The following is a 23,218-nucleotide window of genomic DNA, read 5'->3' as shown; positions in this document are numbered from 1 at the left end:
ACTGGCCCCGTCAGTGGCAGACAGACGCTTAGTTGTGCGCGTGCAGGGCTTCGTTCAGCTCGATGGCCGACTTGTGGGTTTTGCATTCCACCGCGCCGGTTTGCGAGTTGCGACGGAACAGCAGGTCGGACTGGCCCGCCAGTTCACGGGCTTTCACCACTTTGACCAGTTGGTTGTTTTCATCGAGCAGTGCCACTTTGGTACCCGCCGTGACGTACAGGCCAGACTCGACGGTGTTGCGGTCGCCCAGCGGGATGCCGATACCGGCATTGGCGCCGATCAGGCAGCCTTCGCCGACTTTGATCACGATGTTGCCGCCGCCCGACAGGGTGCCCATGGTGGAGCAACCGCCACCCAAATCCGAACCCTTGCCGACGAATACGCCCGCCGAGACGCGGCCTTCGATCATGCCCGGGCCTTCGGTGCCCGCGTTGAAGTTGACAAAGCCTTCGTGCATCACGGTGGTGCCTTCGCCGATGTAAGCGCCCAGACGCAGACGTGCCGCGTCAGCGATACGCACGCCCGCCGGTACTACGTAGTCAGTCATTTTCGGGAACTTGTCGACCGAGAACACTTCCAGCAGATCGCCACGCAGACGGGCTTCGAGTTGACGTTCAGCCAATTCGCCGAGGTCGATGGCGCCCTGGCTGGTCCAGGCCACGTTTGGCAGTAGCGGGAACACGCCCGCCAGGTTCAGGCCGTGCGGCTTGACCAGGCGATGGGACAGCAGGTGCAGCTTGAGGTAAGCCTCGGGCGTGGACGTCAGGGCTGCGTCTTCGGCCAGCAAGGTGGCAACCAGCGGCTTGTGGCTTTCAGCCAGGCGGGTCAGCAACGCGGCTTGCGCGGCGTCCAGTGGTTTGGCCGCTTCAGCCATTTGCGCCGCTTGCGCGGTGGTGAAGGTGATTGCCTGATTGCCACCGGTGTAACCCAGGATCGGGGCGATGGCTGCAATCAGTTCGGCCGACGGGTTGAGCAGGGGTTGTGCGTAGAACACTTCCAGCCATGCGCCTTGACGGTTTTGAGTGCCGACGCCGAAGGCTGCGCTGAACAGGGTAGTAGACATGCAATTACCTCTTACAAAAATAAATGGGCGCACGATAAGCACTTGGGCTTAAAGAAGGGCTGCCGCATAAAGATCTGGCTTGAAGCCAATCAGGGTTTTGTCACCGAGATCGAGCACCGGGCGCTTGATCATCGAGGGTTGAGCGAGCATCAGTGCAACGGCTTTGGCTTGGTCGAGATCGGCTTTTTGTTCGTCGTCGAGCTTGCGAAAGGTTGTACCGGCGCGATTGAGCACCACTTGCCAGCCGTGCTCAGTGCACCACTGGTTGAGGTGTTCGCGGTCGATGCCCGTGCTTTTGTAGTCGTGAAAATCGTAGTGCAGCCCATTTTCATCCAGCCAGGTGCGCGCCTTTTTCATGGTGTCGCAGGCTTTGATGCCATAAAGGTGCAAGGTCTTGCTCGAATCGGTCACGGAAATTGCCCCTCCTTTGGAGATGCTTAAAATGAGCGGTCGCGGATTATGCCACGAGCGGCGCGCTGGGTGCGCCAGGCGTGGAGGTTGGCATGGTGTTGTGACATATCATCACGCCACTGCGACTTTTGTTGAGCGGTCAGCGTTTGCCATTAAAGGCTACTATGGCTCGGGATGGAAAAGTGTTGCCACTTATGTTTAGTTAAAAGCCGTTCAGTTTGAAGCGGCCCGCTCGGGAACCCTGCTGATATGCAAACCGCCTATACCGTCCTCATCCTGCTGATGCTGGTGGGTGTCTCGCGTCTATTGGGGCGTTTGATCCCGTTGCCATTACCCTTGGTGCAAATTGCCGCTGGCGCTTTGCTGGCCTGGCCAACACTGGGCCTGCATGTGGCGCTGGACCCTGAGCTGTTTCTGTTTCTGTTTTTACCGCCGCTGTTGTTCTCCGATGGTTGGCGCATGCCCAAGCGTGAGTTTTGGCGTTTGCGTGGGCCGATTCTGACCTTGGCCGTGGGCCTGGTGCTGTTCACCGTGGTGGGGGCGGGGTATTTCATCCACTGGATCTTGCCGACCATTCCGTTACCTGTCGCCTTTGCGCTGGCCGCGGTGCTGTCGCCGACCGATGCGGTGGCTGTGTCGGCCATTGCGCAGAATCGCTTGCCGGCGCCCTTGATGCATATGTTGCAGGGCGAGGCGTTGATGAATGATGCAACGGGCCTGGTGACCTTCAAGTTCGCGCTGGTGGCGGCCATTACGGGTGTGTTTTCGTTGACCAATGCCAGTGTCACGTTCCTGTTGGTGGCGTGTGGCGGCTTGGCCATCGGTGTGGCATTGAGCTGGCTGGTGGGGCGCATGCGTGCCTGGATGATTGCGCGCGGCTGGGACGACCCGGCGACCCACGTGGTGTTTATGTTGTTGCTGCCATTTGCAGCCTATGTGCTGGCCGAGCGCCTGGGTGCTTCGGGTATTTTGTCCGCCGTGGCGGCGGGCATGATGCAGAGCTGGCTGGACCTGTTGCCGCGCCAGACCAGCACGCGCTTGCTTAACCGCAGTGTGTGGGGGCTGCTGGAGTTTACGTTCAACGGCCTGATCTTCCTGCTGCTGGGCCTGCAACTGCCAGACATCATCAAGGCGGTGGTCAGTCACGAAACCACACTGTGGCCGACACTGATGTACCGCTGCCTGGATGTGGTGGCGGTGTTTTTGGTGTTGCTGGCGTTGCGTTTTATCTGGGTGCAGAGCATCTGGCGTTTGTCGGGTCTGCTGCGACGCTGGCGCGGCAAGGGCGAACTGACGATGGTGCCGACGGCGCGTTCGTGCTGGTTGCTCACGGTCGGCGGTGTACGCGGGGCGGTAACGCTGGCGGGTGTAATGTCGGTGCCGCTGTTGATCAGTAAAGGTGTTGACTTCCCTGAGCGTGATTTGCTGATTTTCATCGCGGCCGGGGTGATTCTGCTGTCCTTGATTGCGGCGTGTATTGCCTTGCCGTTCCTGCTGCGCGGGATCGAAAAAAGCCCTGACGACGCCATGCGCAAAGAAGTGCGCGAGGCGTGGCGGCGCACGGCAGAAGCGGCGATTCACGCGCTGGAGGCTGAAGAGCTGGTGGAGCCGCAAACCCAGCAGGATGCCGCTCAGGCTGCCCTGGCAGCTGAATTGAAGGCGCGGATCATGTCCGAGTATCGGCATCAGTTGGAGGTCTACAACGATTCGGCGGAAGCGCAGGCGCTGGCCTCGCAAATGGACCTGCTGGAGAGTCGCCTGCGGATCAAGGCGCTCAGGGCGCAGCGATTGGAGCTGTACAGCATGCGTCGTCATCACGAGATTGGCGATGACGTACTGAGCGAGATCCTCAAGGATCTGGACATGAGCGAGGCGAATCTGGGTCAGGTCAAGTAGCCCCCCCGTACCTCGATCCACCGGCTGCGATCTTTGTGGATGAAAGATCGCAGCCTGCGACAGCGCCTATGAGGGCGGGTTAGCGGCGGCGCTGGATGAAGTCGCGGATTCGCTCGGCGGCCTCTACGCATTCGGCCAGTGGGGCCACCAGCGCCATGCGCACCCGGCCTGCGCCAGGATTGAACCCCTCGACTTCGCGCGACAGGTAGGAACCCGGTACGACGGTGACGTGTTCTTGGGCGAACAGGTCGCGGCAGAATGCAGCGTCGTCACCTTCCACCAGGGGCCACAGGTAAAAACCGCCATCAGGGCGTTGCACATCCAGCACCGGGCTCAAAATCTCCAGTACCGCGTCGAATTTCTCGCGGTACAGGTCGCGGTTGGTGCGCACGTGGGCTTCGTCGTTCCATGCCGCAATGCTCGCCAGTTGCGTTTGCACCGGCATGGCACAGCCGTGGTAGGTGCGATAGAGCAAGAATGCCTTGAGGATCTGTGCATCGCCCGCCACGAAACCGGAACGCAGCCCCGGCAGGTTTGAACGCTTGGACAGGCTGTGGAACACCACGCAACGTTTGAAGTCTTCACGGCCCAAGGCAACGCAGGCGCTGAGCAGGCCGACCGGTGGGGTGTGCTCGTCGAAATACAGTTCGCTGTAGCACTCGTCCGCGGCAATCACGAAGTCGTACTCGTCTGCCAAGGCAATCAGCTTTTTCAGGGTTTCAAGCGGGATCAGTGCGCCGGTCGGGTTGCCCGGTGAGCACAGAAACAGAATTTGGCAGCGCTTCCAGGTGTCGGGGCTTACGGCATCAAAATCGGGGTTGAAGCCATGTTCGGCCAGGCATGGCAGGTAATGCGGTGTGGCACCGGCCAGAAAGGCTGCGCCTTCATAGATTTGATAGAACGGGTTGGGGCTGATCACCAGCGCGTCGTCGCCACGGTTGACCACGGTCTGGGTGAAGGCAAACAGCGCTTCACGCGTGCCGTTGACCGGCAGGATGTTGCGCGCCGGGTCGAGCCAGCCAACTGGCACGTTGAAACGGCGCTCGGCCCAGTGGCCAATGGTTTCGCGCAACAGGGGGATGCCCAGCGTGGTCGGGTAGACCGCCATTTGGTCGAGGTTATCGGCCAGCGCCTTGGCCACGAAATCGGGCGAGCGGTGTTTCGGCTCGCCAATCGACAGTGCAATCGGGCGTTTGTTTGCGTTGGGCTGCACGCTGCCAAGCAGGGCGCGCAGTTTTTCGAACGGGTAAGGCTGCAACTGGTTCAGAGCGTTGTTCATCGGGTGCGGGTCTCACTCGGCGGCGCTTAAATGCTCAGGCGCCACGGTTCTGGGGTGGAATCTTTATTGACCGTTAATTGCTCGACGATTGCTTCCTGCAGGCGCATGCACAGTTGCGGGTCAGACAAGGGTTGGTTGTTTTCATCGGTGATGAAAAAGACGTCTTCTACGCGCTCGCCCAAGGTGGCGATCTTGGCGTTTTGCAGCGACAGATCGAATTCCAGAAAGATCATCCCGATGCGGGCCAGTAAGCCGGGGCGGTCGGGAGCGCTGAGTTCGAGCACCGTTACAGGGCGCTGCGCATCGTTATGGATCGTGACCTGCGGCGCGAAGGCAAAGTGTTTGAGCTGGCGCGGCACGCGGCGCTGGATGATGGTCGGGTAGTCATCCGGGTTGCGCAGGGCTTCGGTCAGGCCTTTGCGGATTTTTTCGATGCGCTCGGGGTTGTTGCCAATCGAGTCGCCGTCGTTGTCGAGCACGATGTAGGTGTCGAGGGTGAACTGGCTGCTGGAGGTGATGATGCGCGCGTCATGGATGTTGAGGTTGAGTTGGTCCATGGCCGCGACCGTCACTGCGAAGAAGTCGTGTTGGTCGGGGGCGTAGATGAAGATCTGGGTGCCGCCTTCAAAGTCGCGCTGGGTGGTCTCTTTGATCAACACCAGCGGGCCGCCGTCGGCAGGCTGTTGCAGGATGGCTTCGGTGTGCAGGGCGACATCAGCCGAGGTGTGACGCAGGAAGTAGTCGTCCCCCAGTTGCGACCACAGTTGCTCGACATCGTCCTGGTCGTTGCCGTTGCGTACCAACGTGTCCAGCGCCGCGCTTTGGGTCTGACGGATCTGCTCTTCACGGTCTACCGGGTTTTCCAGGCCGCGCCGCAAGGCCCGCTTGGTCTCGGTATAGAGCTGGCGCAACAGGCTGGCGCGCCAGGAGTTCCAGAGCGTCGGGTTGGTGGCGTTGATGTCGGCGACGGTCAGTACATAAAGGTAGTCGAGGTGGGTCTCATCGCCCACCGCCTGTGCGAAGTCATGGATCACTTGCGGGTCGGACAAGTCCTTGCGCTGGGCGGTGGTCGACATCACGAGATGGTTTTGCACCAGCCACACAATCAGCCGGGTGTCCCACTGCGGCAACTGATGGCGAATGCAGAAGGCTTCGGCATCCACGGCGCCGATTTCGGAATGGTCGCCGTGACGGCCCTTGCCGATGTCGTGGTACAGGCCCGCCAGATAGATCAGTTCCGGTTTGGGCAGTTTGGCCATCAGTTTGCTGGCCAACGGGAATTTCTCGGACACCTGGGTGTACTGCAATTTGCGCAGGTGCTTGATCAGGTTCAGCGTGTGCGCGTCGACCGTATAAATGTGGAACAGGTCGTGCTGCATCTGGCCGACGATAAACCCGAATTCGGGCAGGTAACGTCCCAAAATGCCGTAGCGGTTCATCCGTCGCAGGTTGCGATGAATACCGTTCTTGCACTTGAACAGCTCAATAAACAGGCTGGTATTGCGAATGTCATTACGGAAATCGTCGTCGATCAGGTAACGGTGCTCACGCAACAAGCGAATGGTGTCGGCGCGTACGCCTTTGATTTCCGGGTGTTGGGCCATCAGCAGGAAAATTTCCAGCATGGCAAACGGCGTGCGCTTGAACACCTGGTCACTGGTGGCTTCTATATAGCCGTCGTGCAGCTGAAAGCGCGAGTTGATGGGCGTAGGCGGTGCTTCGTCTTCGGGGGCCAGAATGACCTCTTCGAAGTGCTGAATGATCAGGTCGCTGAGCTGAGCGATGCTCATGACTACCCGATAGTACTGTTGCATGAAGTTTTCGATGGTCTGTTTGGTGTCTTCGCCCGCAAAGCCCAGTAGCTCGGCGATGCTGCGCTGGTGATCGAACAACAGGCGATCTTCCGCGCGCCCGGCCAGCATATGCAGCGCGTATCGCACCTTCCATAAAAACTCTTGGGAGGAGGCGAGCAGGGCGTGTTCGCTCTCGACCAGAAAACCTTCGCCTGCCAATGCGCGCAGGTTGAGGGTGCCGTATTGACGACGGGCAACCCACAAGATGGTCTGGATGTCGCGCAGGCCGCCAGGAGAACCTTTGACGTTGGGTTCCAGGTTGTATTCCGTGTCGTTGTACTTGTGGTGCCGGGCTTTTTGTTCGGCGTGCTTGGCCAGAAAGAAGTCTTTGCTGGGCCACATGTGTGCGGTGCTGGTGACATCCAGCATGCGCTGGCGTAAGTGTTCGGGGCCGGCGACGGTGCGGCTTTCCATCAGGTTGGTGATGATGGTCAGGTCGGCGCGGGCTTGCTCGGCACACTCCTCCACTGAGCGCACGCTCTGACCGACTTCCAGGCCAATGTCCCAAAGTAACGTCAAAAAGCGCTCAATTGAGTCGCGAAAAATTTCGTGATCGGCGTTGTCCAGCAAGATCAGCAGGTCAATGTCAGAGTAGGGGTGCAGTTCGCCACGGCCGTAGCCGCCTACCGCCACCAGCGCGATATCGGCTTCGGCGCTCCAGTTGAACTGGTCCCAGGCCTGATTGAGGATGCAGTCAACGAACCAGGCGCGATCCTCGATCAAACGTCGAATGTCGCGCCCTGTGCGAAAGCGGTCGTCGAGCACCTCACGTGCCTGGCGGATCGCCTTTTTGAAAGCGGCAATGGGGCTTGCCTTTAACGCCAGTTCGGCCTGGAACTGGCCACGGTCAAAAAGTTCGGGATCCACCTGCGGCATTGATTGGCTTTCCTGTGGCTGGGTTGTGGCTATCTATAAAGAAGCGACTGCAAACATCAGGCCGAAACGCGCGCGATGGTGTCATCGCTGCGCAGGGTGAAGATTTCGTAGCCGGTATCGGTGACCAGCAGCGTGTGTTCCCACTGCGCCGACAACTTGCGGTCCTTGGTGATTGCGGTCCAGCCATCGCCCAGCACTTTGGTGTCGGCTTTGCCCTGGTTGATCATCGGCTCGATGGTGAAGGTCATGCCGGCTTTGAGTTCCATGCCGGTGCCCGCGCGGCCGTAGTGCAGGATTTGCGGTTCTTCGTGGAACACCTTGCCGATGCCGTGACCGCAGAACTCGCGTACCACCGAAAAGCCGTTCTTTTCAGCGTGCTTCTGGATCACTTCACCGATATCGCCCAGGCGGCAGCCCGGTTTGACGATCTCAATGGCTTTGTACATGCATTCTTGTGTCACTTGCGACAGGCGCTCAGCCCAGACTGGCACTTTGCCAACATGGAACATACGGCTGGTATCGCCGTGGTAGCCGTCCTTGATCACCGTAACGTCGATGTTCAGGGTGTCGCCTTCCTTCAACGCCTTGTCGCCGGGAATGCCGTGGCAGACGACGTGGTTGATCGAGGTGCAGATCGACTTAGGAAAGCCTTTATAGTTGAGCGGGGCCGGAATGGCCTTTTGCACATTGACGATGTAATCGTGGCAGATGCGGTCCAGCTCTTCGGTGGTCACGCCGGGCTTGACGTACTCGGCGATCATTTCCAGGACTTCGGCGGCCAGTTTGCCGGCGACACGCATTTTTGCGATGTCCTCGGGGGTTTTGAGGGTGACGGTCATACAGGCTCTCTTCGCGCGTTGGCGCTCATCAACGGGTTTGCGGGTGCGTGTTCGGCAACACCCTGACGTAAAAACGCGATTCTAACAGACGACCGGCGTTAATCATGGGCCGCTTGCCATCGTTTCTCTTGATGGAATGGGGCATTCTGGCTCTATTGCGCGCCTTGCGCAAAAGCGCATGGAAGAAAGTCAGAATCCGTGTTTCGTTTTTTGGCCGTCTTGTGTTATAAAATGCGCCGCTTTGCGGGTATAGCCCGCTGAGCACAAACCCACACACGTGTCGACACGATGACCTGGGTGCCTTCAGCTCGAAGCTGCTGGTTGGTCATTGGGATACGTGGAGGCCTAACCCGACTTATTAAGGAACTATCATGTCCCAAGTCAACATGCGCGATATGCTGAAGGCCGGTGTGCACTTCGGTCACCAAACCCGTTACTGGAACCCGAAGATGGGTAAATACATCTTTGGCGCGCGTAACAAGATTCACATCATCAACCTTGAAAAAACCCTGCCAATGTTCAACGAAGCTCTGACTTTCGTAGAGCGTCTGGCCCAGGGCAAAAACAAGATTCTGTTCGTCGGCACCAAGCGTTCCGCTGGCAAGATCGTTGCTGAAGAAGCAGCACGTTGCGGTTCGCCGTACGTGGATCACCGCTGGTTGGGCGGCATGCTCACCAACTTCAAAACCATCCGTGCTTCCATCAAGCGTCTGCGTGACCTTGAAATCCAGGCCGAAGACGGTACCTTCGCCAAGCTGACCAAGAAAGAGGCGCTGATGCGCACTCGCGATCTGGAAAAGCTGGATCGTAGCCTGGGTGGTATCAAGGACATGGGCGGTCTGCCAGACGCTCTGTTCGTTATCGACGTTGACCACGAGCGTATCGCGATCACCGAAGCTAACAAGTTGGGTATCCCGGTTATCGGCGTTGTCGATACCAACAGCAGCCCAGAAGGTGTTGACTACATCATCCCGGGTAACGATGACGCAATCCGCGCTATCCAGCTGTACATGGGCGCGATGGCTGATGCTGTAATCCGTGGCCGTAACCACGTTGCTGGCGGCACCGACGTATTCGTCGAAGACGCTCCAGCTGCAGCGGTTGAAGGCTGAGTAATTAACGCCTAGCGTTTACTCAGTACGCAAAAAGGGGGCTTGGCCCCCTTTTTGCCACCTCGAAATCCATTTGTTGGACACGCCTCTGTCGTTGCTGTATCAAATTGCGGCTGGCAGGGTTGCATCGAGGCAGGCTTCACACGAATTGAACGCCCGTTTGGTCGGGTGGAATGGTTGAAAACCTATCCAAGAGGAATTTTGAAATGGCAGAGATTACTGCAGCGTTGGTTAAAGAGCTTCGTGAGCGTACTGGCGAAGGCATGATGGATTGCAAGAAAGCCTTGACCAAGGCTGGCGGCGACATCGAAAAAGCCATCGACGACATGCGTGCTTCGGGCGCCATCAAGGCCGCCAAAAAAGCAGGCAACGTTGCTGCTGAAGGCGCTATCGCAGTTAAAGTTGCGGATGACAACAAGTCGGCCGTAATTCTGGAAGTTAACTCGCAAACCGACTTCCTGGCTCTGCAAGACGACTTCAAGAAATTCGTAGCTGACAGCGTTGAAAAAGCGTTCGCAGACAAGCTGACCGAAGCCGCTCCGCTGATCGCTGCTCAAGAAGCTGATCGTCTGGTTCTGGTAGGCAAAGTAGGCGAAAACGTTAACATTCGTCGTCTGACCCGCGTTGAAGGTGATGTTGTTGATGCTTACCTGCACGGCAACAAAATCGGTGTTGTTGTTGCTCTGAAAGGCGGTAACGCTGAACTGGCTCGCGACATCGCAATGCACGTTGCTGCCAGCAACCCAGAATTCCTGCTGCCATCGCAGGTTTCCGCTGACGCAATCGAACGCGAAAAAACCGTGTTCATGAGCCTCAACGAAGACAAGATCAAAGGCAAGCCAGCAGAAATCGTTGAAAAAATGGTTGCCGGTCGTATCAGCAAGTTCCTGGCTGAAGCCAGCCTGGTTGAGCAGGCGTTCGTTAAGAACCCTGAAATCAAGGTCGGTGAGCTGGCCAAGAAAGCCGGTGCTGAAATCGTTTCCTTCACTTACTACAAAGTAGGTGACGGTATCGAGAAGCCAGTTGACGACTTCGCTGCTGAAGTAGCTGCTCAAGTGGCTGCAAGCAAGCAATAAGACGGTTTTCAACTGTCGACCCGAAGAGGCTGCCCGCTCACGCGCGCAGCCTCTTTTCAAATGGGTGAGGGTTTTACCTTTCCCGGCGGAACCGGTTTGCAAAATCGTGATCCGATGGTGCTGTTGTGCAGCGCCAAGCTAGAGTAAGCGCAGGCTGAAACCAGCCTCGCACAGATTTTTTATAAAACGCGGCAGGAGAGATTCGCAATGGCTCAGCAGGGCAGTGGTTATCAAGCTCGCTATAAACGCATTCTACTCAAGCTAAGCGGCGAGGCCCTGATGGGCTCTGAAGATTTCGGGATCGACCCCAAGGTCCTCGATCGCATGGCGCTGGAAGTTGGCCAATTGGTTGGCATCGGCGTTCAGGTAGGTTTGGTGATTGGTGGTGGCAACCTGTTCCGCGGCGCTGCGCTGAGTGCTGCTGGTATGGATCGTGTCACCGGCGACCACATGGGCATGCTGGCAACCGTGATGAACGCCTTGGCCATGCGCGATGCGCTGGAACGTGCGAATATCTCCGCCATCGTAATGTCGGCCATTTCCATGGTCGGCGTGACGGATCACTATGACCGTCGCAAGGCAATGCGCCACTTGAACGCGAAAGAAGTGGTGATTTTCGCTGCGGGTACGGGCAATCCATTCTTCACAACGGATTCTGCCGCCTGCTTGCGAGCCATTGAAATCGACGCTGATGTGGTGCTTAAAGCCACCAAGGTTGACGGCGTATACACCGCAGATCCATTCAAAGACCCGCATGCCGAGAAGTTCGATCATCTGACTTACGATGAAGTGCTGGATCGCAAGCTGGGCGTTATGGACCTGACGGCTATCTGTCTGTGCCGCGACCACAAAATGCCATTACGCGTATTTAACATGAACAAGCCAGGCGCCCTGCTTAACATTGTTCACGGCGGTGCTGAAGGCACTCTGATCGAGGAAGGTCAACAATGATTAACGAAATCAAAAAAGACGCACAGACGCGCATGCAAAAGTCGCTGGAATCGCTGAGCCATGCATTTGGCCAGATCCGTACCGGCAAGGCTCACCCAAGCATTCTGGGTAGCGTGATGGTGCCTTACTACGGCTCGGATACTCCGATTAGCCAAGTGGCCAACGTTACCGTTAAAGACTCTCGCACCCTGCAAGTGGTGGCGTTCGAGCGCAACATGCTCGGCGCAATCGACAAGGCAATCCAGAGCGCTGACCTGAACCTCAATCCGACCAATCTGGGCGAGTTGCTGCTGATCTCCATGCCGGCCCTGACGGAAGAAACCCGTAAGGTTTTTGCCAAGAAAGCGCGTGACGCTGCAGAAGATGCGCGTATTGCTGTGCGTAACATCCGTCGTGATGCCTTGAGCCAGTTGAAAGACCTGGTCAAAGAAAAAGAAATCAGCGAAGACGAAGAGCGCCGTGCTGCTGATGATATCCAGAAGCTGACCGACAAGGCTGTTGCTGATATTGAAACGGCGACCAAGCAGAAAGAAGCGGACCTGATGGCCGTATAAGGGTCTGGGCGTTTTATGGAAAAGACCAAGCAGGCTGTGTCGCCATCGGTGCCGCGACATGTCGCGATCATCATGGATGGCAATAATCGCTGGGCGAAAAAGCGCTTCATGCCGGGGGTTGCCGGGCATAAAGCGGGCGTGGATGCTGTCCGTGCAGTGATTGAGGTGTGCGCCGAGGCTAAGGTCGAGGTGCTCACTTTGTTCGCTTTTTCCAGCGAAAACTGGCAGCGACCTGCGGCTGAGGTCAGCGCCTTGATGGATTTATTCTTCAAGGCGTTGCGTCGTGAGGCCAAGCGCCTCAACGAAAACAACATCAGTCTGCGCATTATTGGTGATCGCTCACGTTTCCATCCCGAGCTGCAAGCGGCGATGCGTGAAGCGGAGGCGATCACTGCCGGGTCTGGACGCTTTGTACTGCAAATTGCCGCTAATTACGGCGGTCAGTGGGACATTGCCCAGGCCGCTCAGCGCTTGGCGCGTGAGGTTCAGGCGGGTCATTTGCAACCTGAAGACATCACGCCCGATTTGCTGCAAACCTGTCTGGTAACTGGCGATCTGCCGTTGCCTGATTTGTGCATCCGCACCGGTGGCGAACATCGCATCAGTAATTTCTTGCTGTGGCAGTTGGCCTATTCCGAACTCTACTTCTCCGACCTGTTCTGGCCGGACTTCAAACACGAAGCCATGCGTCATGCATTGGCTGATTTCGCTTCTCGCCAGCGTCGCTTCGGTAAAACGAGCGAGCAGGTTGAGGCTGGAGCCCGGGTTTAATGCTTAAACAACGCATCATTACTGCACTTATCTTGCTGCCAATCGCCTTGTGCGGTTTTTTCCTGCTTGAAGGGTCGAACTTTGCACTCTTTATAGGGCTGGTTGTGACGCTTGGCGCGTGGGAATGGGCACGGTTGGCCGGTTTTACCGCTCAAGCTGCCCGTGTTGGCTTCGCCGTCATCGTTGCGCTCCTGCTGTTTTGCCTGCACTTATTGCCTGACCTCGCGCCCTGGGTGCTGGCGGCCGCGGTGGTGTGGTGGGCGGCGGCTACCTTTTTGGTGCTGACGTTCCCCGAGTCGGCTTCGCGCTGGTCGAGCACGGCGGCAAAGCTGGTGATCGGTCTGCTGATCCTGCTGCCTGCCTGGCAGGGGTTGGTCATGATCAAGGCCATGGCGCTGGGCAATTGGCTGATCATGGCGGTGATGGTGTTGGTGTGGGGGGCAGACATCGGCGCCTACTTTTCAGGGCGTAAATTTGGCAAGCGCAAACTCGCCCCTAAAGTCAGTCCCGGTAAAAGCTGGGAAGGCGTGTTCGGTGGCTTGGTCCTGAGCCTGCTGATCACGCTTGTGGTTGGCATTGTGCGCGGCTGGAGCGTTGGCGAGATGGTTGCTGCGTTGGTGGGTGCGGCGGTTGTGGTGTTGATTTCGGTGGTGGGCGACCTCACAGAAAGCATGTTCAAGCGTCAGGCGGGCATCAAAGACAGCAGCAATCTATTGCCGGGCCATGGCGGTGTGCTGGATCGCATTGACAGCCTGACGGCGGCGATCCCTGTATTCGCGGTGTTGCTGTGGATGGCGGCATCATGAGTCGTCCTCAACTCATCACGGTGCTGGGTGCAACAGGTTCTATTGGCCTGAGTACCCTGGACGTGATTGCGCGTCACCCAGATCGTTATCAGGTGTTTGGCTTGAGTGGCTATAGTCGCCTCAATGAACTGCTGGCCCTGTGCGTGCAGCACAGACCGCAGGTCGCGGTGGTGCCACATGCGCAGGCCGCGCTTGAGTTGCAAGCCGGTTTGCGCGCTGCGGGCCTGAGTACCGAGGTGTTGGTCGGCGAGCAAGGCTTGTGTGATATTTCGTCGGCGCCGCAAGTCGATGCCGTGATGGCGGCGATTGTCGGTGCAGCAGGGCTGCGTCCTACTCTGGCTGCGGTCAATGCGGGCAAGAAAATACTGCTGGCGAATAAAGAAGCGTTGGTAATGACAGGCGCTTTGTTCATGCAGGCAGTGCGCCGCAGTGGCTCGGTGTTGTTACCCATTGACAGTGAGCACAACGCGATCTTTCAGTGCTTGCCGCAGGATTTTGCGCGCGGTTTGGGGCATGTGGGTGTTCGGCGTATTTTGCTGACTGCCTCGGGCGGTCCTTTCCGTGAAACGCCATTGGCTGACCTGGAGCGGGTGACCCCTGATCAGGCGTGCGCTCATCCCAATTGGTCGATGGGACGCAAAATTTCCGTCGACTCAGCCAGCATGATGAACAAAGGGCTTGAGCTGATTGAGGCGTGCTGGCTGTTCGACGCCAAGCCAAGTCAGGTTGAAGTGGTGATTCATCCGCAAAGCGTGATTCACTCGCTGGTGGACTATATAGATGGCTCGGTGTTGGCGCAGTTGGGTAACCCGGACATGCGAACCCCGATTGCCAATGCATTGGCCTGGCCAGAGCGTATTGATTCGGGGGTCGCGCCCCTGGACCTCTTTTCCGTGGCGCGGCTGGACTTCCAGCGCCCGGATGAGCAGCGTTTTCCATGCTTGCGCCTGGCGCGCGAGGCCGCAGCGGCTGGCCACAGTGCGCCAGCCATGCTCAACGCGGCCAATGAAGTGGCGGTGGCGGCGTTTTTAGGTGGTCGGATTCGCTATCCGCAGATTGCTCAGTTGATTGAAGACGTTCTAAATAAAGAGCCTGTGGTAGCCGTCGACGAATTGGAGGCAGTATTTGCCGCTGATGCCAAGGCGCGTGTGTCGGCTGAACAATGGTTGAGCCGTAAGGGTTGATCAGGGCTGCTTGCCGGAACCGGAAAGGATCGCGGAGAAAGTAGATGAGTGCGCTTTATATGATTGTTGGCACCCTGGTGGCATTGGGGGTGCTGGTCACTTTTCATGAATTCGGTCACTTTTGGGTGGCGCGCCGTTGCGGCGTCAAGGTTCTGCGTTTCTCTGTGGGCTTCGGCACGCCGTTACTGCGTTGGCGTGATCGCCAGGGCACTGAATTTGTGGTGGCAGCCATTCCGTTGGGTGGCTACGTAAAAATGCTTGATGAGCGGGAGGGCGACGTCCCTGTCGATCAGTTGGATCAGTCCTTTAACCGCAAAACCGTTGGGCAGCGTATTGCGATCGTTGCCGCAGGCCCGATTGCGAACTTCATGTTGGCGATGCTGTTTTTCTGGATTTTGGCCATGCTGGGCAGCCAGCAAGTGCGCCCGGTCATTGGTGCCGTTGAAAGCGGTAGCCTGGCTGCGCAGGCCGGTCTGGTGGCCGGTCAGGAAATCGTCGCCATTGATGGCGAGCCGACGACCGGCTGGTCCAACGTCAATTTGCAGTTGGTGCGTCGCCTGGGGGAGAGCGGGACGATCCAAGTAGCCGTGCGAGATGCCGGTTCGACTTCAGAGTCCGCGCATCAGGTGGTGTTGCATGATTGGCTAAAAGGCGCCAACGAGCCGGACCCTATCAGTTCTTTGGGTATTCGCCCCTGGCGCCCCGAGTTGCCGGCTGTTTTGGCCGAGCTGGACCCAAAGGGCCCTGCGCATGCTGCCGGGCTCAAGACAGCCGACACGCTGCTGGCCATGAACGATCAGCCGGTCAAGGACTGGCAGCAAGTGGTGGATTGGGTTCGTGAGCGCCCGGGTGCGCAGATCGTATTGCGTGTAGCGCGTGATGGTGTGCCCCTTGAGGTGCCTGTCACCTTGGCCGCGCGCGGTGAAGGCAAGGCTGCCACGGGTTATCTGGGGGCAGGGGTCAAGGGTGTGGACTGGCCGCCCGAGATGATTCGCGAGGTCAGTTACGGCCCGCTCGCCGCAATTGGCGAGGGCGCAAAACGCACTTGGACCATGAGCGTATTGACGCTCGACTCACTTAAGAAAATGTTGTTCGGCGAGCTCTCGGTAAAAAACTTGAGTGGACCGATAACCATTGCTAAAGTGGCGGGCGCTTCTGCCCAGTCGGGTGTCGCGGATTTCCTGAATTTCCTGGCTTATCTGAGTATCAGTCTTGGGGTTCTGAACTTGTTGCCCATACCAGTATTGGATGGGGGACATTTGTTGTTTTATCTGATCGAGTGGGCGCGTGGTCGTCCCTTGTCGGATCGGGTGCAGGGTTGGGGAATGCAGATCGGTATCAGTTTGGTGATCGGGGTGATGTTACTTGCTCTGGTCAACGATCTGGGTCGTCTGTAAACGCTTCGCTGAATTGCGAATCTGCCGCATTTTGCGGCAGTTTGTTTATTGCCAGTTGGAATAAGAAAGGACTTCATGAAACGTCTGCTGCTAACTGCGGTTCTCGCCGTACTGATGATCGCCGAAGTTCACGCCGAGTCCTTCACTATCTCTGATATTCGTGTCAACGGGCTGCAGCGGGTTTCCGCTGGTAGCGTGTTTGGCGCGTTGCCGCTGAACGTGGGTGAGGTAGCGGATGACCGCCGTTTGGTGGAATCCACTCGTGCGTTGTTCAAAACCGGGTTCTTTCAGGACATCCAACTGGGTCGTGATGGCAATGTGCTTGTCATTACGGTTGTCGAACGTCCTTCCGTCTCCAGCATCACCATTGACGGTAACAAGGCGATCTCCACTGACGACCTGATGAAAGGTCTTAAACAGTCGGGTCTTGCCGAAGGCGAAATCTTCCAGCGCGCCACCCTTGAAGGTGTGCGTAACGAGCTGCAACGTCAGTACGTTGCCCAGGGCCGCTACTCGGCTACGGTAGACACCGAAGTGGTGTCCGAGCCGCGCAACCGGGTTGCCTTGAAGGTCAATATCAACGAAGGCACGGTGGCAGCCATCCAGCACATCAACGTGGTGGGTAATACTGTTTTCCCGGAAGACGACCTCGTTGATCTGTTCGAACTGAAAACCACCAACTGGTTGTCGTTCTTCAAGAACGACGACAAGTATGCGCGTGAAAAACTCTCGGGCGACCTTGAGCGTCTGCGTTCTTACTACCTCGATCGCGGCTATATCAATATGGATATTGCTTCGACTCAGGTCTCGATCACGCCCGACAAGAAAAACGTCTACATCACGGTCAACGTGAACGAAGGCGAAAAATTCAATGTGGGTGAAGTCAAGCTGAGCGGTGACCTCAAGGTCCCAGAAGACCAGATCAAATCGCTGCTGCTGGTTCAGCCGGGCCAGGTGTTCTCGCGCAAGCTGATGACCACCACCTCTGAGCTGATTACCCGTCGTCTGGGTAACGAAGGCTATACGTTTGCCAACGTTAACGGCGTGCCGCAGCCAAACCCTGAAGATCACACCGTAGCCATTACGTTTGTGGTTGATCCGGGCAAGCGTGCTTACGTTAACCGCATCAACTTCCGTGGCAACACCAAATCCGAAGACCAGGTGCTGCGCCGCGAAATGCGTCAAATGGAAGGTGGCTGGGCGTCGACTTACCTGATTGATCAGTCCAAGGTGCGTCTTGAGCGTCTGGGCTTCTTCAAGGAAGTGAACGTAGAAACCCCGGCAGTGCCAGGCACTGACGACATGGTTGACGTTAACTACGCCGTAGAAGAACAAGCCTCCGGTTCGATCACCGCCAGCGTCGGCTTTGCCCAGAGCGCCGGTTTGATCCTCGGTGGCTCGATCACTCAGAACAACTTCCTGGGTACCGGTAACCGCGTCAGCGTCGGCTTGACCCGCAGCGAGTACCAGAGCCGTTACAACTTCAGCTACGTCGATCCTTACTGGACTGCCGATGGCGTGAGCCTGGGCTACAACGCGTTCTATCGCACCACTGACTACAAAGAACTCGACGTTGATGTTGCAAACTATTCGGTGGACAGCCTGGGTGCAGGCATCACCATGGGCTACCCGATCAGCGATACGTCACGTCTGACCTATGGCCTGAGCGTGCAGCAGGATGAAATCAGCACAGGTGATTACACCGTCGACGAGATTTTCGACTTCGTAAACCGTGAAGGTGACAAGTACCTCAACTTCAAGGCATCGGTGGGCTGGTCCGAGTCGACGCTGAACAAAGGTGTGTTGCCAACCCGCGGTAGCTCGCAAAGCCTGACGCTTGAGACCACTATTCCGGGCAGCGACCTGCAATTCTACAAACTGGATTACCGTGCACAGCTGTTCCAGCCGTTGACTGATACCTACACCATGCGCCTGCACACTGAGCTGGGCTATGGTGATGGTTATGGTTCAACCTCAGGGCTTCCGTTCTACGAGAATTACTACGCAGGTGGTTTCAACTCGGTACGTGGCTTTAAAGACAGTGCCTTGGGTCCTCGCAGTACGCCAAGTACAGGTAAGAACGGTACCTTGGTCGACCCGGACCAGGATGCACTGCCATTCGGTGGTAACGTGCTGATCCAGGGTGGTGTTGAAGTACTGTTCCCGATGCCGTTTGTGAAAGATCAACGCTCCCTGCGCACCTCCGTGTTCTGGGATGTGGGTAACGTGTTCGACACCAACTGCAAAGGCGATACCAAAGATTGCGATATCGGCTTTAGCAACCTGGCCAGCTCTGTGGGTGTTGGCGTGACTTGGGTGACTGCACTTGGCCCGTTGAGCTTCAGCTTGGCGATGCCAATCAAGAAACCGGATGATGCCGATACACAGGTGTTCCAATTCTCTCTCGGCCAGACTTTCTAAAAGCCTGACTTCAGATAACACAACGATTTTGTAGGAGTGCATCGTGCGTAAGTTGACTCAATTGGTTCTCCTGGCTTCGGTTCTGGTAGCAGGTCCGGCGTTCGCCGACATGAAAATCGCCGTGCTGAACTATCAGATGGCGCTGCTCGAATCGGACGCTGCCAAGCGTTACGCCGTCGATGCCGAGAAGAAATTCGGTCCGCAACTGACCAAACTCAAGTCCCTGGAAAGCAGTGCCAAAGGCATTCAGGACCGTTTGGTCAAAGGCGGCGACAAAATGCAGCAAGGCGAGCGTGAGCGTCTGGAGCTTGAATTCAAGCAAAAGGCCCGCGATTTCCAGTTCCAGTCCAAGGAACTGAACGAAGCCAAAGCTGTTGCTGACCGTGAAATGCTGAAACAGCTGAAGCCAAAACTGGACAGCGCTGTTGAAGAAGTCATCAAGAAAGGTGCATTTGACCTGGTGTTCGAGCGTGGTGCTGTGATTGATGTAAAACCTCAGTACGACATCACTCGCCAAGTCATTGAGCGCATGAATCAGCTGAAGTAATTATGACTGCGACTATAAAACTCGGCCATTTGGCCGAGTTCCTCGGTGCCACCTTGCGTGGCAGCGCGGAGAAAGAAATCACTGGGCTAGCCACTTTACAAGAGGCTGGCCCATCTCAGTTGAGCTTTCTGGCCAACCCTCAATACCGAAAATATCTGGTGGATTGTCAGGCTGGAGCTGTATTGCTCAAGTCAGCCGATGCCGAAGGGTATGTCGGTGATGCGTTGATTGTGCCCGACCCTTATCTGGCGTATGCCCGTATTTCCCACCTATTTGATCCCAAGCCCAAAGCCGCGGCCGGAGTTCATGCCAGCGCAGTGATTGCGGCTGACGCGGTGATTGATCCTGCGGCAAGCATTGGTGCGTTTGCGGTCATTGAAAGCGGTGCGCGGATTGCAGCCGGCGTTACGGTTGGCCCTCATTGCTTTATCGGCGCTCGCTGCGAAATCGGCGAAGGTGGCTGGCTGGCACCCCGCGTGACGCTTTATCACGATGTTCGCATCGGCAAGCGGGTGGTGATTCAATCGGGTGCGGTGCTGGGGGGTGAAGGCTTCGGTTTTGCCAATGAGAAAGGTGTGTGGCAAAAAATTGCCCAGATCGGTGGCGTGTCCATTGGTGATGACGTTGAAATTGGCGTCAACACGGCTATCGACCGCGGTGCACTGGCAGATACGGTCATTGGCAATGGCGTCAAGCTCGATAACCAGATTCAGATCGCGCACAACGTGCAGATCGGTGACCATACGGCGATGGCCGCGTGTGTCGGGATTTCGGGAAGCACTAAAATCGGCAAACACTGCATGTTGGCCGGCGGTGTGGGGCTGGTGGGGCATATCGAGGTCTGCGATAACGTTTTTCTCACCGGCATGACCATGGTGACGCATTCGATTACCGAGCCAGGCGCCTATTCTTCCGGTACGGCGATGCAACCAGCGGCTGAGTGGCGCAAGAGTGCAGCACGTATTCGCCAGCTGGACGACATCGCAAGAAGGTTGAAACAACTGGAAAAGCGCGTCGAGAAGTGACCCCTGACGGTATCGCTTCATCTGAAAGCTAATACTATTTCCATATCAGGTGCGCAGAACCACTGGTTTGTGCGCTTGATTTGCTAGAGGAGCGTGCCTTTGTCGCGCGCGCCCAATCTTTATTACAGGCTTCCCCACGAAATGATGGACATCAACGAGATTCGCGAATATCTGCCTCACCGTTACCCGTTCCTGCTGGTGGACCGAGTGGTGGATCTGGATGTCGAGAACAAACGCATTCGTGCCTACAAGAATGTCAGCATCAACGAGCCTTTTTTCAATGGTCACTTCCCGGCGCATCCAATCATGCCCGGTGTTTTGATCATTGAGGCGATGGCTCAGGCTGCGGGCATTCTTGGTTTTAAAATGCTCGACCTGAAGCCTGCTGACGGCACGCTTTACTATTTCGTAGGCTCCGACAAGCTGCGTTTCCGCCAGCCAGTCACGCCGGGCGACCAATTGATCCTTGAGGCCAAGTTCTTGAGCTGCAAGCGTCAAATCTGGAAGTTCGAGTGCCAGGCGTCGGTTGATGGCAAGCCGGTCTGCTCGGCTGAAATTATCTGTGCGGAACGCAAACTATGAGTTTGATTGACCCTCGCGCAATCATCGATCCGACGGCCATTTTGGCCGACGACGTCGAGGTCGGCCCTTGGTCGATCATCGGCGCAGGTGTGGAAATCGGCGAGGGGACAGTGATTGGGCCGCATGTGATTCTCAAAGGCCCAACCAAAATCGGTAAACACAATCGCATCTACCAGTTCTCCTCGGTAGGCGAAGACACCCCCGACTTGAAGTACAAGGGCGAAGAAACACGGCTGGTGATCGGTGATCACAATGTGATTCGTGAAGGTGTCACCATCCATCGCGGTACGGTTCAGGACCGTGCCGAGACCACGTTGGGCGATCACAACCTGATCATGGCGTATGCCCATATCGGGCATGACAGCGTGATTGGTAACCACTGCATTCTGGTCAACAACGCCGCATTGGCGGGCCATGTGCATATGGGGGATTGGGCGATTTTGTCCGGTTTCACGTTGGTTCATCAGTTTTGCCACATCGGCGCCCACAGCTTTTCCGGCATGGGCACGGCGATAGGCAAGGATGTTCCTGCGTTTGTAACCGTGTTCGGCAGCCCTGCCGAAGCGCGCAGCATGAACTTTGAAGGCATGCGCCGTCGCGGTTTCAGCGAAGATGCCATCCATGCACTGCGCCGCGCTTACAAAGTGGTTTACCGCCAGGGGCTGACGGTGGAGCAAGCGCTTGTCGAGCTGGCTGATCCTGCCGCGCAATTCCCCGAAGTTGCCCTGTTTGTCGACTCCATCCGTTCTTCTACACGTGGCATCACCCGCTGATCATGGCCAGATTGCGTATTGCGCTGGTGGCGGGGGAAGCCTCGGGCGATATTTTGGGTTCGGGTTTGATGCGGGCACTCAAAGCCCAGCACCCTGATGTTGAATTTATCGGGGTCGGTGGTCCGTTGATGGAGGCCGAGGGCATGCGCTCTTACTTCCCGATGGAACGTCTCTCTGTCATGGGGCTGGTTGAAGTGCTGGGTCGCTTGCGTGAACTGCTCAAGCGTCGCAAGGAGCTGGTTCAGACACTTATTGCCGAAAAGCCTGACGTGTTCATCGGCATTGATGCGCCGGACTTCACCCTCAATATCGAACTTCAATTACGTCGTGCCGGGATCAAAACCGTGCATTACGTCAGCCCGTCGGTTTGGGCATGGCGTCAGAAGCGTGTGCTTAAAATTCGCGAAGGCTGCGACTTGATGCTCACGTTGTTGCCTTTTGAAGCCAAATTCTACGAAGAGCACGGCGTGCCGGTACGTTTTGTCGGGCATTCGCTGGCTGACACCATCCCGCTGCACGCGGATAAAGCCGCAGCACGCGCTGAGCTAGGGTTGGCAGAGGGGCCGTTGGTCGCTTTGATGCCAGGCAGTCGTGGGGGGGAGGTGGGCAAGCTGGGAGGGTTATTCCTCGATGCTGCGCAGAAAATCCACGAAGTCCGCCCTGAAGTACGCTTTGTGCTGCCGTGCGCCAATGCCGCACGGCGCGAACAAATCGAGCAGTTGCTGATTGGGCGCGACTTGCCGCTGAAGCTGCTGGACGGCCGATCGCACTTGGCATTGGCGGCGTGTGATGCAGTGTTGATTGCCTCTGGGACGGCAACCCTTGAGGCGTTGTTGTACAAGCGGCCGATGGTCGTGGCGTACCGCCTTGCGCGGCTCACGTTCTGGATTCTCAAGCGTCTGGTCAAAAGTCCTTACGTGTCTTTGCCTAACTTGTTGGCCCAGCGCATGTTGGTGCCGGAGTTATTACAGGACGCAGCCACCCCTGACGCACTGGCGCAAACCCTGTTGCCGCTCCTGGACAATGGTGATGAGCAAACGCAGGGGTTTGACGCCATACATCGCACATTGCGCCTCGACGCCTCCAATCAGGCGGCCAAGGCCGTGTTGGAACTGATTGCACAATCCAAATGAGTAAAGTGACTATGCAAATCGGATTGGACTTCAATCTGGTCGAAGACCTTGTGGCCGGCGTTGATGAAGTCGGTCGCGGCCCGTTGTGCGGAGCGGTCGTGACCGCGGCGGTGATCCTCGACCCCGCGCGCCCGATCGCGGGCCTTAATGACTCGAAAAAACTGACCGAAGCGCGTCGCGAAAAGCTCTATGACGAAATCTGCGAAAAAGCCCTGAGCTGGTGCATTGCACGCGCAGAAGTTGAAGAGATTGACGAGTTGAATATTCTGCATGCCACCATGCTGGCCATGCAGCGTGCCGTAGAAGGGTTGAGCATCACCCCGAAACTGGCAATGATCGACGGCAATCGTTGCCCTGTGTTGACCATGCCTGCTGAGGCCGTTGTAAAAGGCGATAGCAAAGTACCGGCGATTGCCGCAGCGTCGATTTTGGCCAAGGTCAGTCGTGACCGCGAGATGGCCGCTTTTGAACTGCAATATCCGGGTTATGGCATCGGCGGTCACAAGGGCTACCCGACAGCAGTTCACCTTGAGGCCCTTGAGCGTCTTGGTCCTACGCCTATTCACCGACGTTCTTTTGGTCCGGTGCGGCGAGCCTACGAGACGCGCGAAGGTCTGACCGAGGTTTAGCCTCAAGGCTGATGTTTTTGCCAAGGCCCGGTACAATCCG

General features: G+C 57.1%; 19 protein-coding genes and 2 pseudogenes. 16 read left to right on the top strand and 5 right to left on the bottom strand.

Annotation, left to right across the window (positions count from 1 at the left end; all coding sequences use genetic code 11):
- Positions 1 to 28 precede the first annotated feature (28 nt).
- Both dapD and ACP7A4_RS10345 read right to left on the bottom strand, forming a co-directional pair.
- Entirely contained in the window at positions 29 to 1,063 is a 1,035-nt protein-coding gene (gene dapD / locus ACP7A4_RS10350; RefSeq protein WP_203303230.1) for a 2,3,4,5-tetrahydropyridine-2,6-dicarboxylate N-succinyltransferase, read from the bottom strand.
- Between the two features lie 48 nt (positions 1,064 to 1,111).
- Entirely contained in the window at positions 1,112 to 1,474 is a 363-nt protein-coding gene (locus tag ACP7A4_RS10345) for an ArsC family reductase (RefSeq protein WP_059764516.1), read from the bottom strand.
- 249 nt (positions 1,475 to 1,723) lie between these two features.
- Here ACP7A4_RS10345 and ACP7A4_RS10340 point away from each other — a divergent pair, with 249 nt between their 5' ends.
- Complete coding sequence (locus ACP7A4_RS10340; RefSeq protein WP_426246670.1) at positions 1,724 to 3,370, top strand: Na+/H+ antiporter; 1,647 nt, start codon at positions 1,724 to 1,726, stop codon at positions 3,368 to 3,370.
- A 79-nt stretch (positions 3,371 to 3,449) separates the two neighbouring features.
- Here ACP7A4_RS10340 and dapC read toward each other — a convergent pair whose 3' ends face one another.
- From dapC to map, 3 genes and pseudogenes are all read right to left on the bottom strand, one after another.
- The gene (dapC, locus tag ACP7A4_RS10335) at positions 3,450 to 4,649 is read right to left on the bottom strand and encodes a succinyldiaminopimelate transaminase (protein WP_426246668.1); all 1,200 of its coding nucleotides are present in this window, start codon (positions 4,647 to 4,649) and stop codon (positions 3,450 to 3,452) included.
- Between the two features lie 26 nt (positions 4,650 to 4,675).
- Positions 4,676 to 7,378 (bottom strand): [protein-PII] uridylyltransferase, encoded by a 2,703-nt coding sequence (locus ACP7A4_RS10330; protein ID WP_203303228.1) that lies wholly within the window; start codon positions 7,376 to 7,378, stop codon positions 4,676 to 4,678.
- 56 nt (positions 7,379 to 7,434) lie between these two features.
- Positions 7,435 to 8,250: pseudogene (gene map / locus ACP7A4_RS10325) on the bottom strand (type I methionyl aminopeptidase); the annotation flags it as partial.
- Positions 8,251 to 8,588: 338 nt separating this feature from the next.
- On the opposite strand from map, the gene rpsB reads away from it, so the two are divergent.
- The 15 genes and pseudogenes from rpsB to rnhB all read left to right on the top strand — a co-directional run bounded on the left by rpsB (position 8,589) and on the right by rnhB (position 23,178).
- On the top strand, positions 8,589 to 9,329 hold the full coding sequence (gene rpsB / locus ACP7A4_RS10320) for a 30S ribosomal protein S2 (RefSeq protein ID WP_048363353.1): 741 nt from the start codon (positions 8,589 to 8,591) through the stop codon (positions 9,327 to 9,329).
- Positions 9,330 to 9,535: 206 nt separating this feature from the next.
- Positions 9,536 to 10,405, top strand: a complete 870-nt coding sequence (gene tsf / locus ACP7A4_RS10315) for a translation elongation factor Ts (protein ID WP_048363354.1) — start codon at positions 9,536 to 9,538, stop codon at positions 10,403 to 10,405.
- A 207-nt stretch (positions 10,406 to 10,612) separates the two neighbouring features.
- Positions 10,613 to 11,356, top strand: a complete 744-nt coding sequence (gene pyrH, locus ACP7A4_RS10310) for a UMP kinase (protein ID WP_048363355.1) — start codon at positions 10,613 to 10,615, stop codon at positions 11,354 to 11,356.
- Positions 11,353 to 11,910: a ribosome recycling factor gene (gene frr / locus ACP7A4_RS10305; RefSeq protein ID WP_059764525.1), complete on the top strand. Its 558-nt coding sequence runs from the start codon at positions 11,353 to 11,355 to the stop codon at positions 11,908 to 11,910. Before pyrH ends, frr begins: the two co-directional genes overlap by 4 nt.
- Positions 11,911 to 11,925: 15 nt before the next feature.
- Complete coding sequence (gene uppS, locus ACP7A4_RS10300; protein WP_059764527.1) at positions 11,926 to 12,681, top strand: polyprenyl diphosphate synthase; 756 nt, start codon at positions 11,926 to 11,928, stop codon at positions 12,679 to 12,681.
- On the top strand, positions 12,681 to 13,487 hold the full coding sequence (locus ACP7A4_RS10295) for a phosphatidate cytidylyltransferase (protein WP_203303226.1): 807 nt from the start codon (positions 12,681 to 12,683) through the stop codon (positions 13,485 to 13,487). The genes uppS and ACP7A4_RS10295 overlap by 1 nt, the downstream gene beginning before the upstream one ends.
- A complete protein-coding gene (gene ispC / locus ACP7A4_RS10290) occupies positions 13,484 to 14,671 on the top strand; it encodes a 1-deoxy-D-xylulose-5-phosphate reductoisomerase (RefSeq protein WP_059764532.1) in 1,188 nt (395 codons plus the stop codon). Before ACP7A4_RS10295 ends, ispC begins: the two co-directional genes overlap by 4 nt.
- Before the next feature lie 44 nt (positions 14,672 to 14,715).
- Positions 14,716 to 16,068: an RIP metalloprotease RseP gene (gene rseP, locus ACP7A4_RS10285; RefSeq protein WP_048363359.1), complete on the top strand. Its 1,353-nt coding sequence runs from the start codon at positions 14,716 to 14,718 to the stop codon at positions 16,066 to 16,068.
- Between the two features lie 75 nt (positions 16,069 to 16,143).
- On the top strand, positions 16,144 to 18,489 hold the full coding sequence (bamA, locus tag ACP7A4_RS10280; protein WP_059764534.1) for an outer membrane protein assembly factor BamA: 2,346 nt from the start codon (positions 16,144 to 16,146) through the stop codon (positions 18,487 to 18,489).
- 43 nt (positions 18,490 to 18,532) lie between these two features.
- On the top strand, positions 18,533 to 19,036 hold the full coding sequence (locus tag ACP7A4_RS10275) for an OmpH family outer membrane protein (protein WP_003440444.1): 504 nt from the start codon (positions 18,533 to 18,535) through the stop codon (positions 19,034 to 19,036).
- A gap of 2 nt (positions 19,037 to 19,038) precedes the next feature.
- Positions 19,039 to 20,093 (top strand): annotated as a pseudogene (gene lpxD, locus ACP7A4_RS10270) (UDP-3-O-(3-hydroxymyristoyl)glucosamine N-acyltransferase).
- Positions 20,094 to 20,202: 109 nt separating this feature from the next.
- Positions 20,203 to 20,643, top strand: a complete 441-nt coding sequence (fabZ, locus tag ACP7A4_RS10265) for a 3-hydroxyacyl-ACP dehydratase FabZ (protein ID WP_048363361.1) — start codon at positions 20,203 to 20,205, stop codon at positions 20,641 to 20,643.
- Entirely contained in the window at positions 20,640 to 21,416 is a 777-nt protein-coding gene (gene lpxA, locus ACP7A4_RS10260) for an acyl-ACP--UDP-N-acetylglucosamine O-acyltransferase (protein ID WP_059764536.1), read from the top strand. The genes fabZ and lpxA overlap by 4 nt, the downstream gene beginning before the upstream one ends.
- A gap of 2 nt (positions 21,417 to 21,418) precedes the next feature.
- Positions 21,419 to 22,549: a lipid-A-disaccharide synthase gene (gene lpxB / locus ACP7A4_RS10255; RefSeq protein WP_426246661.1), complete on the top strand. Its 1,131-nt coding sequence runs from the start codon at positions 21,419 to 21,421 to the stop codon at positions 22,547 to 22,549.
- A gap of 11 nt (positions 22,550 to 22,560) precedes the next feature.
- The gene (gene rnhB, locus ACP7A4_RS10250; protein WP_203303223.1) at positions 22,561 to 23,178 is read left to right on the top strand and encodes a ribonuclease HII; all 618 of its coding nucleotides are present in this window, start codon (positions 22,561 to 22,563) and stop codon (positions 23,176 to 23,178) included.
- Positions 23,179 to 23,218: the final 40 nt, after the last annotated feature.

The sequence above is a fragment of the Pseudomonas sp. TWR3-1-1 genome (genome assembly GCF_049896545.1).
In the GTDB taxonomy this organism is placed as follows: Bacteria; Pseudomonadota; Gammaproteobacteria; order Pseudomonadales; family Pseudomonadaceae; genus Aquipseudomonas; species Aquipseudomonas weihenstephanensis.
Note: the sequence above shows the minus strand (reverse complement) of the source record. Positions and strands in the feature narration are given on the sequence as shown.